Below are 14,850 nucleotides of genomic sequence, written 5' to 3'. Positions count from 1 at the left end.
AACGAAATCATCCGTTTAGCTGACTGTCCCTCTTTGCATTCCCGGAGTCTTATGAAAAAGCAACAAACCGCCAGCGTGGCGGATATCTTCGCCCGCGCGCTGGACGCCTGTCAGCAGACGCAGCAAGCCGGCAGCGTCATCGGCATTGCGCTCAGCGGTGGCCTCGATTCCTCGGCTCTGCTGCACCTGGCGCATGCCTGGGCGCAAGAGCAGGGCGTGAGCCTGCACGCGTTTCACGTGCATCACGGCCTGAGCCCGCATGCCGATGCCTGGCTGGCCCATTGCGCGCAGTTGTGCGTCAGCATGGGTGTCGCCTTCGAGGCCAGTCATGTCACGGTGGAAAAGAACGCCAAGACGGGCCTGGAAGAGGCGGCCCGCAAGCGCCGTTACGCGGCCCTGGGCGAGCTGTGCGCCGCGCATGGCGTGCGCCTGCTGCTGACGGCCCACCATCAGGATGACCAGGCCGAAACGGTGCTGCTGCAATTGCTGCGCGGCTCAGGCACGGCGGGTTTGTCGGGCATGGATGGCGCCAATAGCGCGCCCGAGCTGCTGGCCAATCCGCACCTGGTGATGGCGCGCCCCTTGCTGCCGGTGTCGCGCAAGCAACTGGAAGCCTATGTGGCCAAGCATGGCGTGGTGCATATCCACGATGAATCGAATGATGATCCCCGCTTTGCCCGCAATGCCTTGCGGCACCAGGTGATGCCGGTGCTGGCGCAGGCGTTTCCCGGTTTCCAGGAGCGTTTTGCGCGCAGTGCCCAGCATGCGCAATCGGCGCAGCGTTTATTGACGGAACTGGCCACGCAAGATCTGGCGGCCAGTCTCGATGGCGATTGCCTCGATTTATCCAGGCTGCGCGCCTTGAGCAGCGACCGCTGCTACAACCTGCTGCGCCACTGGTTCGGCACGCGCAACTTGCGCATGCCATCGACGGCGTGGCTGGTGGAAATGCTGGCGCAATTGCTGGAAGCGCGGGCCGATGCGCAATTGCTGGTGACCCACCCCGATTGCCATGTGCGCCGCTACCGCGACCGTTTGTATCTGACACCGAAACTGGCCGAGCTGGCCGGCATGCGTGAAAAGATCGACCGCGACGATGTGTATATTCCCGGCCTGGAAAAATCGGGACAGGAATTTCAATGGAAGGGCGAAGCGAATATCGCCTTTCCCGCGTATGGCGGCGTGCTGTTTTTCGATGCCGTGGAAGAAGGCGGGCAGGGCATCGATGTTGCTTGGCTGCAAGCGCAGACCTTGACCATCGATTTCCGCCAGGGCGGCGAGCGCCTGAAGCTGGCCTTGAACCGTCCCACCAAGGGTTTGAAATACCATTATCAGGCCTTCGATGTGCCTGCCTGGGAACGTGAAAGACTGCCACTGGTCTGTGCATCGCAACAATTGCTGTTTGCCGCTGGTATTGGTCACGATTGCCATAGCCTGAGCTTGCTGGATAGTCCCCGCATCGCCCTGCGCTGGCTTTCCTGCTGAGCGTAAGCGCCGCAGCCCTGGCCGTTTGCCGAAGACGCCAGGGGCAGCCTGCCATGCGCTCTTCAATGCGAACTGGACTATATCAACGGCGTATTTGCATATGCATAATTGGTATGAGCTCATGCGCTTTTTAGCTTGTTATTTTGCATTGCGGCATGTAGAGTAAAGCCCTCTTTTTTATTCTTCTTGAGCGGAAATTTCACTCTTATGGCTTTAATCGTCCACAAATATGGCGGTACGTCGATGGGCTCGACTGACCGTATCAAGAACGTCGCCAAGCGCGTTGCCAAGTGGCATGACGCAGGGCATCAAATCGTGGTGGTGCCATCCGCCATGTCGGGTGAAACGAACCGCCTGATTGGACTGGCCAGGGAAATCATGGATCAACCCGATCCCCGTGAACTTGACATGATCGCCTCGACAGGCGAACAAGTGTCCGTCGGCCTATTGTCGATGGCACTGCTGGCGATCGGCAAACAAGCCGTATCCTATGCTGGCTGGCAAGTCGCGATCAAGACCGATTCCGCCTTTACCAAGGCACGCATCCAGTCTATCGATGACGAAAAAGTCAAACGCGACCTCGATGCGGGCAAGATCGTCATCATTACCGGTTTCCAGGGCGTCGACGAGAACGACAATATCGCGACCCTGGGCCGCGGCGGTTCCGACACCTCGGCCGTGGCGATTGCCGCCGCCATGAAGGCGGCCGAATGCCTGATCTTCACCGACGTCGATGGCGTCTACACGACCGACCCGCGGGTGGTGTCCGAAGCGCGCCGCCTGAAGACCATCACTTTTGAAGAAATGCTGGAACTGGCGTCGCTGGGCTCCAAAGTGCTGCAGACCCGTTCGGTGGAATTCGCCGGCAATTACCGCGTCCCCACGCGCGTGCTGTCGTCGCTGACCGACCCGATGCTGCCGCTGGATGTAGAAGCCAATTCAGGCACCCTGATTTCGTTTGAGGAAGATACCAACATGGAACAAGCAGTCATCTCCGGCATCGCTTTCAACCGCGATGAAGCCAAAATCACCGTACTCGGCGTGCCCGACCGTCCAGGCGTGGCTTACCACATCCTGGGACCGGTGGCCGATGCCAATATCGAAGTCGACATGATCATACAGAATCAGTCGGTAGACGGTAAAACGGACTTCACCTTCACCGTCTCGCGCGGCGAATACACGCGCGCGCTGGCCGTGCTGGAATCGAACCGTGAATCACTGGGCGCGGCCAGCATCACGGGCGACGCCAAAGTGTCGAAACTGTCGGTGGTCGGCGTGGGCATGCGCAGCCATGTCGGTGTCGCATCGCAAATGTTCCGCACCCTGTCGGAAGAGGGCATCAACATCATGATGATCTCGACTTCCGAAATCAAGATCTCTGTCTTGATCGATGAAAAGTACATGGAACTGGCCGTACGCGCGCTGCATAAGGCGTTCGAACTGGAAAAAGCCTGAAAATGTAAAAATATTGCCCCATGCCCTTGACCAAAGGGGGGGCAGTCGATATTATGACGTTCGTCGCTGCAGCGCAACTTACTAAAGCGACATAGTTGATTAGTCAGCTAGGAGACGTGGCCGAGTGGCCGAAGGCACATCCCTGCTAAGGATGCATACGGCTTATACCTGTATCGTGGGTTCGAATCCCACCGTCTCCGCCAGAATCAAATAAAAAAGCCTCCCCTGCGGGAGGCTTTTTTATTTGTCTGGACGGAACGGTGGGATTCGAAGACGGAGCGCCCTGCAGGGCGCGAGGCACTCCGAATCGCCCATCTACCGCGCTCCGCGCGGCCCCTTGGCCGCGCAGCGGCCAAGGCCTCAACTCATCTCGGGCACTAGCGGCCAGCGTCACCAGCGCCCCCATTGCGGGCTGCCATCACTTCGAACAGCCAGGAGCTTGATCTACACGTACATCAGGCAGCAGCCTGTCATAGAAAATCGATACAGTTTGATCCCGACAAGGAGAGCCAACGTGGATTTGATAACAATGGCATTGAAAGGCTAGCAATGCCATGACCCGCTACCTGCCACCTCTGCTGCTGACACTCGCTGCCACCATCTTGGCCCATGCTGTCGAACCATGGAATTGGATGCCGCGACTCCTGACAGCAAAATATATCATCTATGGCGGCGATCTGGGCGATGCCCATGCGCCAGGCAAAGGCGATATGCGCATCGCGTTTTATGTGCGGGGATCGGCAGCCAAGGAAATGTTTGACGCGATAGGGCCGGATCGGAAGAGCGAGTGCGGCATCGAGAAGGGCGGACGCGTGCGTGAAAAAGAGCGTGTCGCATGCCGCTATCGTCCATCCGATGGTTACCAGTGCGATTTTGGCTTTGATCTCGGCTCAGGAAAAAGCATAGGCGGCTCCGTTTGCTGATGCTGTACTCGCTCCTGCTTCTGATCTTTGCTCATGTGATAGTGATGAAGTGTAGCAACGCCAGTAACTTATCTCAGGCAGTAGCGGCAAGCGTTAAATGGAAAGGCGCAAATCAGCCCCCAAACGTCACCGCCTCCCCCCGCCACCCAGTCGCCCGCAAAAACTGTTCCCACGTCAAACTGCCCGGATTGATTTCCCTGCTCCACAACAAATCACGCCCCTGGCCAAAGTAGCCATATTCCACCGCATACTCGACCATGCCTGTCGCTTCATCCACAAAGCCTCCCATCTTGGCAAACGCGGGGAAGTGGGCCAGCAATTGCTCGCGCGTATAGGCCGAGCTGTAGACGGCTTTCTTGCCTGTCACCCTGGTAAATGTCTCTACCATTTCACGGGGGGAAATAATGTCGCCGATCACGGGCAATGTGCGGCCAGCATAGGCGTCCGGGTGGTCAAACATTTCCAGCACGGCAGGGCCGGTCGCCGTCAATGGATCGACAAACGGGGCGCGGAAATCCTCTGGCAAGTAAATGGGGAACACCAAAGTGTCGCCTTGCTGGCGCGGCTGGTAGTACTCGAGCAGATTGGTGTAGAAAAATGCCATCTGGATAAACGAGCTGGTCACTGGCAATGTGCGGATATAGTCCTCGACCCTGGCCTTGTCGCTGAAGTGCGGCACCCATTTTTTTCCTTCCGTAATTTTTTCCACGTTTTCCAGGCTGCTGAACACGATATGCTGCACGCCGGCTGCGACGGCGGCATCGGCCAGCTCTTTGCCCAGGGCGGTTTCCTGGGTTTCGCTATGGTCGGCGTCGGGCGTGATCGGCGGCGTCATCAGGAACACGCCATGCGATCCTGTGAATGCCTGGATGAAGTCTTGCTGGTGCCCCAGCACCAAAGGCACGCTCATCAGTTCCGCTCCCTGCCGCGCCAGTTCCTGTGCTGCAGGGGAGTCGGTGCGGCGGGTCAGGGCGCGCACGCGGTAGCGCTGGCTTGCCAGCAAGCTGCGCACCACGCTGCGCCCTTGTTTGCTGGTGGCGCCGACAACGGTGATCAAGGGTTTGGTAGTTAATGACATTTGAATGCTCCTGCTGATACATGGATGGGAATCTGGATTATGATCAGGGGCCAGGAATAACTGAAATCGAATGTTTTATATGAAGGAATCCATCAGATGGATACCATAAGAGTGGATTTGAACCTGCTGCTGACCCTGGAAGCCTTGCTGTCGGAACGCAATGTGACCAAGGCGGCGCTGCGCTTGCATCTGAGCCAGCCCGCTGTCAGCGCGCAGCTGAACCGGCTGCGCGAGCTGTTCGACGATCCTTTGCTGATGCCTGGCCGCCGGGGCATGACGCCCACGGCCAAGGCGCTGGACTTGCTGGCGCCTTTGCGTGTTTCCTTGGATCAGTTGCGCCAGACCATGCAGAGCCATCGGGATTTCTATCCGGAACAGGCTCAAATGACGGTCGCCATCGCTTGCACCGACTACATCGAGGCGGCGATTGTCGCGCCGCTGGTGCTGGCCTTGCGGTCAAGGGCGCCTGGTCTGCGCATCGCAGTGCGTCACTATCAGCCAGCGCAGCTGGAACAGCAGCTGCAAAGCGGCGAAGTCGATATCGCCCTGGTCACGCCCGGCGCCGGTCACGGACATCTGAGAAGCCGCCATTTGTTTGATGAAGGCTATGTGCTGATCGGGCGGCACGGCCATCCATCCTTGCAAGGCAATGTCAGCATGGAAGATGTCGTGCAGCTGGAGCATGTGATCGTATCGCCGTCCGGCGGCAGCTTCACGACACCGATAGACGAGGCTCTGGCGGCCTTCGGCCATCAGCGCAAAGTGGTGATGTCGGCCGCTTCCTTTTTGTTGCTGCCCCGCATCGTCGCAAGCAGCGACCTGGTGGCGCTGGTGCCGCGGCGATTGCTGCAGGGGGAATCTGCCCGGCTCTCGGTCGTCGAGCTGCCATGGCTGGCCGAACAATTCGAGGTCAGCCTGGTCTGGCACGAGCGCAGCCATGGCCATGCAGGCCATCGCTGGATAAGGGATGTGATAGTGGAACTCAATGGTTCGACAATGCGTAGGGCATGATTGGGTGATAACTTAATCAAGGTAGAATGAATGTCTACCCGCGCATGTGCGCAGCGCTGCTTGCGGCGTGACGACTTGCAGAGAACCCTATGCCCACGCAAGACCATCCGCTACCCCATCCCCTGGCCACCGCTTTGGCCCTCTCGCTGGCCGCCGCCATCGCCCTGGGCCTGACGCGCTTTTCCTATGGTTTGCTGCTGCCGTCGATGCGCGACGATCTGGGCTGGACGTATCTGCTGGCCGGGTCCATGAATACCTACAATGCGTTAGGCTATTTCCTGGGCGCCCTGGTGACGCCCTTGCTGATGCGGCGTGTGGGTGTGTGGCGCCTGCTGGTGGCCGCATCGCTGCTGGCGGCGCTGTTCATGCTGGCATCGGGCGCTGGTCAGCGCTACCACGGCGCTGTTCGTGCTGCGCGTGGGCGCGGGCCTGGCCAGCGCCTGTATTTTTATCGCCGGTGGCGTGTTGGCGGCGCGGCTCGGTTCCCTGCATAGCGAGCGTGCCGGTTTTTATATCGGCCTGTATTACGGCGGCACGGGCCTGGGCATCGCGCTGTCGGCGCTGCTGGTGCCGGCCGCGCTGGCCACCGCGCACGCCCATGGCGTGTCCCATGCGTGGCAATGGGCCTGGCTGGCGCTCGGTATCGCTTGCCTGCTGGCCACTGCCTTCATGGCGTGGCCGGCAAAGGCGATAGGCGAGGAGCGGCCCGTGCACGGCGCGGCGCGGGGCTTTGCCATCAAAGATTTTGTGTTTGGCCTGGCTGGCTACGGCATGTTCGGTGTCGGCTATATCGGCTACATGACTTTTGTGGTCGCCTTGCTGAAGCAGCAGGGCATGAGTGCCGGCCTGATTACCGTGTTCTACCTGATGCTGGGCCTGGCCGTGGTGGCCTCTGCGCGCATCTGGGCGCGTTTGCTCGATCTTTACCATGGCGGCCAGTCGCTGGCGATCCTGAATGCCTTGCTGGCCGTCGCCGTCATCCTGCCAGCCTTGAGCCGCGCCGCGCCCATCGTCTTCATCTCGGGCCTGGTGTTTGGCGCCGTGTTCCTGTCCGTCGTGGCGTCGACCACGGCCCTGGTGCGCCATAATCTGCCACCCGCATCCTGGTCGGCTGGTATCAGCGCCTTTACCACCGTGTTTGCACTCGGCCAGATCGCCGGCCCCATCGTGGTCGGGGCGATCGCCGATGGTCCGGCCGGCCTGGAGCGGGGCTTGATGGTGTCGGCTGCTGCCTTGCTGATCGGCGCCGTGCTGGCATCGCGGCAAAAGGCGCTGCTTGTTAGTCACTTGCTTGCGGCGGGCCGCATGTGACTGTCACGCTGCCAGTCTGGCGGCCGGTGCCAGCCTTTGAGAAGATGCCGAACAGGCTGAGGTTGATTTTTGCGCCCACTTGCAGGTCGCTGCTGAGCTTGCGTCAGGCTGGAATTGGCCATTTCTTGTGAAAAAAGCGCCATGTTCGCGGATTTTTACGTCGATGCGCTTGCCAGTTAGTAGGTGAAAAACTGCCGATTGCAGTCGCATGCCCGCCCTGCCATAATGCGAATTATGTCACTTCGCGGGAGTCTGTTTTGTCGATTGATATGGAGTCCACGTTGACGTCGGCGCTGTCGGCAAACGGACCAGGCTTGGCGCGGCTATTGGCCTTGACTGTGCTCTGGCATCCGGATCGCAGCCGGGTCGGGGAGCAGTTCGTGGTGGCGCCGTCAACGTTGCTGGTGACGTTGAATCGGTACGCGCCGATGTTCGCCCGGCCTGGTGGCTCCCTATTGCCTCTGGGGGAGCGCAGCATCACGCGTGATGCATTGCAACTGCAGCGTGGCATTGACGACAGCTTGCGTTTTTCCCCACCCGACAGCCGCATGAGCGTGGAACTGGACGGTGTTCCGCTGTCCGCTCCGGTTGTGCTACCAGCAGCACGCGTCGAGGCTGGTGTCGTGATGGCACTGGGCGGGACGGTATTGCTGTGCGTGCACTGGACCGATAGCTTGCCACGCCTGAACCCGAGCGCGACACTGCTGGGCGCCGGTAGTGCCATGTTACGGGTACAGGAATTGATACGGCAGGTGGCTGCCACTGAGTTACCGGTGCTGCTGCTGGGCGAAACCGGCACGGGTAAGGAACTGGCGGCGCGCGCCATCCATCTTGCCAGCCGTCGCCATGGTGGTCCGCTGGTGGCGGTCAATATGGCGACGCTCAGTGAATCACTGGCGCCGGCCGACCTGTTTGGCGCGCAGCGTGGCGCTTATACAGGTGCCCAGCAGGCGCGTCCGGGCCTGTTTGCCGAAGCGGCAGGCGGCACATTGTTTCTCGATGAAATAGCGAATACAGCTGTTACTGTCCAGCCTATGTTGTTGCGGGTACTGGAAAGTGGGGAATACCGGCAATTGGGCGCGGTCGGTACGGTACGCACCGACGTACGATTGATCGCCGCCACCGACGCGGATCTGGGCGCCACTGATTTTAACCAACCGCTATTGCGCCGCCTGGAGGCTTTCGTCATCGCCATGCCGCCGTTGCGCCGCCGCCGCGAGGATATTGGTTTGTTGATCGTGCATTTGATGAAAGAGCAGGAGCGTACTGCTAATGTACCGCTTACCTTGCCTTTTGCTCTGGTGTCGGCGCTGTGCCGTTACGACTGGCCGGGGAACGTCCGCCAACTGGGGCATGTGCTAAGGCGTGCCTTTTTAGCAGTACAGTCTGGCCAGGCGCCATCGCTGGCCGAACTACTGCCGTCTGCGGCACTCTCTGCCAGCTTGCCGTCGCATTTGCCGCCTTCGTCTTCCATGCTTGGCGCTGAAGGTGGGGGGCGCCGTATCAAGCTGGCCGAACTGGACCAGAATGCGGTGTTGGCGGCGATGGATGCACATGGCTGGCGTATCAGTGCCGCAGCCGGGGCACTGGGTGTGTCCCGGCCATCGATGTACAAGCTGCTGGAAAATCACCCTTTGGTGCGCGTAGCTGCTGCCATTCCTGAAGCGGAACTGCGCAATACACTGGCTAGCCATGGTGCTGATCTTGCGCGTTGCGCGGCTGTCTTGAAAACCCCCAGCGAAGCGTTGCGGCGCCATTTACGCGAGCACGGCATGCTCGCATGAGCGCGTTGCATCGATCTGTTCAGGGGTAATCGACAATCAGAGTTTCATGGTGCCGGTGTTCCCAACCTCGCTTTCCGGATCGAACGATAGCACGCGCACTTCTTCCACCATACCGGCAGTGCGCATGATACGTACTGTCATCACGAACGACATTGCCCAGAAGCCGGGGTTGTAGCCGATGTTCAGCGTATTTTTCCAATCCATGATGACGGCGCGGCGGTTCGATTCCCCGTTATCGACAACCGAGGCGCGAAACTCGAGGGGCAGGGAATGCACGGCGCTGCGCGCCTGCAGGAACGGCGAGGGTGCGGCGAACCAGGTTTTCAGCCCTGTGCCGCGCTGTACCACTTGCGGCTGCGTAATAAAGGTGCAGTCGACTATCTGGAACGACTGGAAATGGTTATCGCTATCGCCGCTGCAAATGATCTGCAGGCCGACCTCTTCGCCTGGCGAAAAATAAATCGACCCGCTGCCCGTACCGAGGCCCTGTCCCAGCTCCGGTTCGGAATGGGCGTGCAGCACTGGCGATAGTTCGTAGTCGAGTTGTGAACTCCCCTGATCGGCATCAAAACTGATTTTCAATAATAGTTGGTTAGGGGCGGGAAGAGGTAACACGGTAACAGCGGTCATCTTGAGTACTCCATGGTGAGGGAAATGTAACGAGGGTCACGGCGTAGCGCCATCAAATCGGGTTCCGACGCTATCAGTGCGGTGGGGTAGCCCAATGCATGGGCACGCGCCAGATGGACCAGCGCCGGCTGGCGGCGGCCACTCAATTCATTGGCCAGCGCGGCACGGAAGTGCACATCTGGATTGTCGGGCGCCAGGCTGGCGCCATGGTCGGCGCGGTCGGCCGCATCCTTTTCGCCGACATGTGCAGCATATATTGCCATGCGTGTAATATAGGTTGGGTCGTCCGGCTGCCGTTCCAGGATAGGTTTGAGCAGCTGTATGGCGCGTTGATAAGCCTGACGTGCGTCGTGTTCTTTGCCTGGTAGCCAGCGCAAGGTATCCGCCAGATTGGCCCAGCGCAGATAATCTTGCGGTCCGCCCTTGTTGGCCGATACAGCATGCTTGAAAGCGCTTGCGGCTCCGGCATAGTCGCCGCGCGCAAACAGCGCCGTGCCCAGGTTGCTGTAGAGCATTCCACTGGAGCGTACTTGCAGACCACGTTGCAGCACCTGCAAGGCTTCATCGCTGCGGTTTTGCCGCAGTAGCGCCGCGCTCAGATTGGCATACGCTTGCGGCGTGTCGCTTTCGAGTTGCAAACTGCGGCGAAATTCCCGTTCCGCGCCGGCATAGTCGCCGCGTTGGAACAGTAGTATACCGGCGAGGTCGGCAAACATGCGCTCACCGGGAAAGCGCAGCGCGGCATCGTTGATTAGCTGCTGGACGGCATCATTGCGGCGCATGCGCAGCAAGATGTTGGCCTTGGCGTTCAGCGCCAGCAGGTCGCGGGGATCGAGCAGCAATGCACGCTCGACCGTTCTCAGTGCGGCTTCCCCATGGCCCTGCAAGGCCAGCACCCAGGCTTGGGCCGTATGGGCCAGTGCCAGCTGATCATTTTCCTGCAATGCCATTTGGGCACCGGCAGCAGCCTTTTGCAGCCAATTCTCATCGCGGCCGTCGCCGATGTAGCGCATGCTATAAGTTAATGACATCCCTGCTGCAGCCGCTGCGTGATGTGGCTCACGCTTCAGTATCCGATTGAACTGGGTGCTGGCGGTATCGAGTTCACCGTCACGGTCTGCCATGCTTAGCGCCTGCAAACCGGCTTGCATGGCATCAGCTTCGGAATAAGGAGTGAGCCGCTCCCGATAGTCTCCCGGTAGCCATTTCGCGCCAGCCACGCCGAGCGTGCAGGCGATGAGCAGTCCGCCAGCAATGAGCCAGCGCCGGTAGTGCTGCCAGTGTTTCCGTACGGACGGAGGCAACAGCATCGGCACTTTTCCGGCACGAATGCGCGTGACGTGGTCGAGTACGCTGGACATGGAAGGCATGCGTTGCTGCAGATCGCGTGCTGTCATTGCACGGATCAGAGCGATCAAGGGCTGGCTGATATTGTCCGGGAATGTCCATTGATCCGAACTGGTCTGTAGTTGTACTGCGGCCAGCGCCAGCCCGTGCAGGCTGGCCAGTGGCCGCTCGCCAGTCACCATTTCGTACAGCAAGACACCCAGTGCATAGATATCGCTGCTGGGCTGGAGCGGACTACCGGTGAGACGTTCCGGCGCCATATAGGCGATTGTTCCCAGTGGGGCAGTCGGCGTCAATGATTGAGTGGCCAGCGGATCTGCGTAGCGCGCCAGGCCAAAGTCCAGAATGCGTACTGTACCGTCGGGCTCAAGCATCAGGTTACCAGGCTTCAGATCGCCATGTACCATGCCCGCTGCGTGGGCGTCGGCCATGGCGGCGGCGATCTGGGAGATGATATCGAGCGCCTGATCCTGATGCCTGGCGATATCGGGCAGGCACGGTCCCAAGGTATGGCCACGAACCAGTTCCATGACGATGGATTGTGATTGTCCATCATCTTCGTAGGTGAAAATCTTGACAAATGCGTGATGGCCCAGCGATGCGGCATGTCGCGCCTCATTGATCAGCTTGGATTGTCCGGCCACCGGCGCCGTTTTCAGACGTTTGATGGCGACGCTGCGCTGCAGTTTGAGGTCCCAGGCTTCATAGACGTGACCGTATCCACCTTCGCCCAGCAATTTGTCTAGCCGGTAATGTTCCAACTGAATGGCAAACTCATTGGCTGCAGTGGACTGCTTCAAGGCACTGTCCCTCCTGGATGGTTGACGAAACCGTGCGTAGCCCACGTAAGTCAAATAGCGAATGATTATCAATTTCAAATTTAACAATGTCAATAATATTTTCGTTTATAAATATTATTGACAGGGACATGGGAGCAAACTCACAGACCTGCCCTGCCTTTATACCCACACAGCCTGCACGGACCATACACAAATAGTAATGATTCCCATTTATAATATCTATCAGCGAGGTGTAACAGGCGAGGTGTAACAGGCGAGTTGCGGCGTTTGGCGTGACAGAGGAGGGTACGATGAGCAGTCTGGCAGATAACGAGGCATTGATTGCGCATGAGCACCGTGTGCTGCTCGATGCCTATGGGCGGGCGCAAGCGCGTTGCAGCGCGCAACTGGCCGAACAGGCGGCGCGTATCACGCAGCTGGAAGCGCAACTGATGCGCACGCAGGCCAAGGTTGTCATGCGCGACACGCAGCTGGCGCTGGTGCGTGAAGAGCTGGCGGCCTTGGGCGCAGCGGCGCCAGGCTTGCCCACGCGCGTGAGACTGGCGCGGCGGGTCGAGTGGCTCAGCGAGCGGGTGCAGGACTTGATGCGCGAACTGCTGCGTTTGCAGTGGGTGCCGGCGCCATCGGCCCTGCCACAGCCGTCAAGGTCAGCAGCGCCCTTGCAGCCCGAGCTGCTGGCGCAATTGCGCGAAAAGTCGGTACTCTGCGTGGGCCAGGACCTGGGCCAGGCTGCCGGCGGCGTGTATGTCGCGCAGCAGGCCATCGAGCATGCCGGTGGCCGCTTCCTGCATCATGCGGGCGCTGGCGATGGCGCCGAAGATGCCGCCGCCCTGGAGGCCAGCCTGGTGGCGGCCGACCTGGTGATTTGCCAGACGGGCTGCGTCAGCCACGACGCGTATTGGCGCGTACACGACCATTGCAAGCGCACCGGCAAGCAATGCGTGCTGGTGGACCAGCCGCAAGCCATGCATTTTGTGCGCAAGGAAACATTGGTTTCCTGATACTCCAGAACAAAGTGCTGTTGCAGTTACATCTGCTTACAGTAGAAACGCCTTGCATACAGCTCATCTGCGAACTAAACCGTTAATGGCATGAGGCGGCAGGGAGGCTTGCTCCCGCACCGCCGCCTATCGGGGAAATCTGTTTGATTTTCCATAACGCCGAGTTCAAGGATATCTAAAATGAAACATAAATTAATCTATGCGGCGGCGTTTGCCATCGCCTTAAGTGGCTGCACCACCGTGGTCAAGGAAAGAGTGGTGGTGCATGACCATCCGCCGGTGGTGCGCCAGGCGCCAGCGCTGATCCAGGAAGTGATCCCGCCAGCGCCGGCTTCGGGCTACGCGTGGATACAGGGCCACTGGGCGTGGCGCGACCATGGCTGGCAATGGCAGCCCGGTCATTGGTACCAGGGCGTTGCGCGTCCGATGCCGGCGGTGATCGTCGAGCAGATTACGGTCGCCCCCAGCCCGGCTCACTATTGGGTGCCGGGACACTGGCGCTGGGCGCACAATGAATGGGAATGGTCGCACGGCCACTGGGAACGCTAACACCGGGTTCACGGGATCGCTGCAAATTGAAGCCGCACATCATCGTGATGTGCGGCTTTTTTCATGTTTACACCGTCCTGATTTTTCCTGATAGTATACCCCCCTATAGTATTTATCGGAGGGCGATATGGGGCATACAGCCAAGAACAAGACCAAGCTGCTGAACCGGGTCAAGCGTATCCAGGGGCAGGTGGAAGGCATTGCGCGGGGGCTGGACGAGGGGCGTGAATGCGGCGAGGTGCTGCAGCTGATCGCGGCCGTGCGCGGGGCAGTCAATGGCCTGATGGCGGAAGTCATCGAAGAGCATTTGCGCGAACACGTGGCCAGTCCCGACATCGCCAGCGATGCGCAGCGGGCCAGGGGAGCCGATGAAATCGTCGGCATCCTGCGTACTTATTTAAAATAAAACCGGGAGTTATCATGCAATATCACGCAAGCAGGGAAGACCTCTCCGCCTGGCAGCACGAACATGTGTTTGGCGGCGCCAGCGTCAAGGCGGAAAGCCGCGCGCGCATCGTCATGTGGATTACGCTGGCCACCATGGTGCTGGAAATCGTCGCCGGCTGGTGGTACAACTCGATGGCGCTGCAGGCCGACGGCTGGCATATGAGTTCACACGCCGTGGCAATCGGCCTGACTGCCTTTGCCTACGCCGCCGCACGCCGTTATGCACGCGACCCGCGCTTTGCCTTCGGCACCTGGAAGATCGAGATTCTGGCTGGCTACACCAGCGCCATTTTACTGGCAGTGGTGGCCGTGCTGATGGTGGCCGCGTCGCTGGAACGCCTGTTTTCGCCGCAGCCGATTCATTATCCGCAAGCGATGGCGGTGGCTGCCTTCGGCCTGGCTGTCAACCTGGTGTGCGCGCTGCTGCTGGGCGGGAAGCACGATCATGAGCACGGCCATGATCATGATCATCACGACCACCATGCGCACGCGGGGCATGGCGAAGACCTGAACATGAAGGCGGCCTATGTGCATGTGCTGGCCGATGCTGCTACCTCGGTGCTGGCCATCGTGGCGCTGGCCGGCGCCTGGGCTTATGGCTGGAACTGGCTCGATCCCGTGATGGGCATACTGGGCGCCGTGCTGGTGGCGCTGTGGGCGAAAAAGCTGATGCGGGATACGGCCAAGGTCTTGCTGGACCGCGAGATGGACCACCCGGTAGTGGCAGAAATCCGCGAGGCGGTGGAAGTGGACAAGGGCGGCGACACGCCACGCATCGTCGACCTGCACGTCTGGCGGGTGGGCAAACAGCTGTATTCATGTGCGCTGTCCGTGGTCAGCCGCGATCCAGGCTTGACGGCGGGCGAGCTGCGCGCGCGCATCGCCATCCATGAAGAAATCGTCCACAGCACGATAGAGATAGTGCGCCGTTCTTGATCGCGGTGAAGAAGCGCCGGGTATCTGCGGGTAAAAAAGCCCGCTGATGCCCGGCGTAGGCAGTATACTGTCGCCTTTTACGGCCAGGCGCCG

Annotated in this window: 12 protein-coding genes, 1 tRNA gene and 1 pseudogene; 11 read left to right on the top strand and 3 right to left on the bottom strand. The window is 59.9% G+C overall.

Annotation, left to right across the window (positions count from 1 at the left end):
- Positions 1 to 51: 51 nt before the first annotated feature.
- From tilS to HDE72_RS25935, 4 genes are all read left to right on the top strand, one after another.
- Positions 52 to 1,485 carry a tRNA lysidine(34) synthetase TilS gene (gene tilS / locus HDE72_RS25950; protein WP_183748119.1) on the top strand — a complete coding sequence of 478 codons (1,434 nt, stop codon included), beginning with the start codon at positions 52 to 54 and terminating at the stop codon, positions 1,483 to 1,485.
- Positions 1,486 to 1,692: 207 nt separating this feature from the next.
- Positions 1,693 to 2,940 (top strand): aspartate kinase, encoded by a 1,248-nt coding sequence (locus HDE72_RS25945; RefSeq protein WP_183748111.1) that lies wholly within the window; start codon positions 1,693 to 1,695, stop codon positions 2,938 to 2,940.
- A 110-nt stretch (positions 2,941 to 3,050) separates the two neighbouring features.
- Positions 3,051 to 3,143: transfer RNA gene (locus HDE72_RS25940), tRNA-Ser, on the top strand.
- A gap of 351 nt (positions 3,144 to 3,494) precedes the next feature.
- Positions 3,495 to 3,863 carry a hypothetical protein gene (locus HDE72_RS25935; protein ID WP_183748109.1) on the top strand — a complete coding sequence of 123 codons (369 nt, stop codon included), beginning with the start codon at positions 3,495 to 3,497 and terminating at the stop codon, positions 3,861 to 3,863.
- Positions 3,864 to 3,975: 112 nt separating this feature from the next.
- Here the strand turns inward: HDE72_RS25935 and HDE72_RS25930 are convergent, their stop codons facing one another.
- Positions 3,976 to 4,941, bottom strand: a complete 966-nt coding sequence (locus tag HDE72_RS25930) for an NmrA/HSCARG family protein (RefSeq protein ID WP_183748107.1) — start codon at positions 4,939 to 4,941, stop codon at positions 3,976 to 3,978.
- Between the two features lie 96 nt (positions 4,942 to 5,037).
- Between HDE72_RS25930 and HDE72_RS25925 the strand changes: the two genes are divergently transcribed.
- From HDE72_RS25925 to HDE72_RS25915, 3 genes and pseudogenes are all read left to right on the top strand, one after another.
- Complete coding sequence (locus HDE72_RS25925) at positions 5,038 to 5,952, top strand: LysR family transcriptional regulator (protein ID WP_183748105.1); 915 nt, start codon at positions 5,038 to 5,040, stop codon at positions 5,950 to 5,952.
- Between the two features lie 89 nt (positions 5,953 to 6,041).
- A pseudogene (locus HDE72_RS25920) lies at positions 6,042 to 7,263 on the top strand (YbfB/YjiJ family MFS transporter).
- A 257-nt stretch (positions 7,264 to 7,520) separates the two neighbouring features.
- Positions 7,521 to 9,047: a sigma 54-interacting transcriptional regulator gene (locus HDE72_RS25915; protein ID WP_183748103.1), complete on the top strand. Its 1,527-nt coding sequence runs from the start codon at positions 7,521 to 7,523 to the stop codon at positions 9,045 to 9,047.
- Between the two features lie 36 nt (positions 9,048 to 9,083).
- Here the strand turns inward: HDE72_RS25915 and HDE72_RS25910 are convergent, their stop codons facing one another.
- Positions 9,084 to 9,677, bottom strand: a complete 594-nt coding sequence (locus tag HDE72_RS25910; protein ID WP_183748101.1) for a hypothetical protein — start codon at positions 9,675 to 9,677, stop codon at positions 9,084 to 9,086.
- Positions 9,674 to 11,917 carry a protein kinase domain-containing protein gene (locus HDE72_RS25905; protein ID WP_183748099.1) on the bottom strand — a complete coding sequence of 748 codons (2,244 nt, stop codon included), beginning with the start codon at positions 11,915 to 11,917 and terminating at the stop codon, positions 9,674 to 9,676. The genes HDE72_RS25910 and HDE72_RS25905 overlap by 4 nt, the downstream gene beginning before the upstream one ends.
- 197 nt (positions 11,918 to 12,114) lie before the next feature.
- On the opposite strand from HDE72_RS25905, the gene HDE72_RS25900 reads away from it, so the two are divergent.
- The 4 genes from HDE72_RS25900 to dmeF all read left to right on the top strand — a co-directional run bounded on the left by HDE72_RS25900 (position 12,115) and on the right by dmeF (position 14,757).
- Complete coding sequence (locus HDE72_RS25900) at positions 12,115 to 12,825, top strand: DUF2325 domain-containing protein (RefSeq protein ID WP_183748097.1); 711 nt, start codon at positions 12,115 to 12,117, stop codon at positions 12,823 to 12,825.
- Between the two features lie 180 nt (positions 12,826 to 13,005).
- The gene (locus tag HDE72_RS25895) at positions 13,006 to 13,374 is read left to right on the top strand and encodes a YXWGXW repeat-containing protein (protein ID WP_183748095.1); all 369 of its coding nucleotides are present in this window, start codon (positions 13,006 to 13,008) and stop codon (positions 13,372 to 13,374) included.
- Positions 13,375 to 13,501: 127 nt separating this feature from the next.
- Complete coding sequence (locus tag HDE72_RS25890) at positions 13,502 to 13,780, top strand: metal/formaldehyde-sensitive transcriptional repressor (RefSeq protein WP_183748093.1); 279 nt, start codon at positions 13,502 to 13,504, stop codon at positions 13,778 to 13,780.
- A 14-nt stretch (positions 13,781 to 13,794) separates the two neighbouring features.
- A complete protein-coding gene (dmeF, locus tag HDE72_RS25885; RefSeq protein ID WP_183748091.1) occupies positions 13,795 to 14,757 on the top strand; it encodes a CDF family Co(II)/Ni(II) efflux transporter DmeF in 963 nt (320 codons plus the stop codon).
- The last annotated feature ends 93 nt before the right edge of the window (positions 14,758 to 14,850 follow it).

Source organism: Janthinobacterium saanense (assembly GCF_014200675.1).
Classification (GTDB): domain Bacteria; phylum Pseudomonadota; class Gammaproteobacteria; order Burkholderiales; family Burkholderiaceae_D; genus Janthinobacterium.
This window is presented reverse-complemented; position numbering and strand designations above follow the sequence as displayed.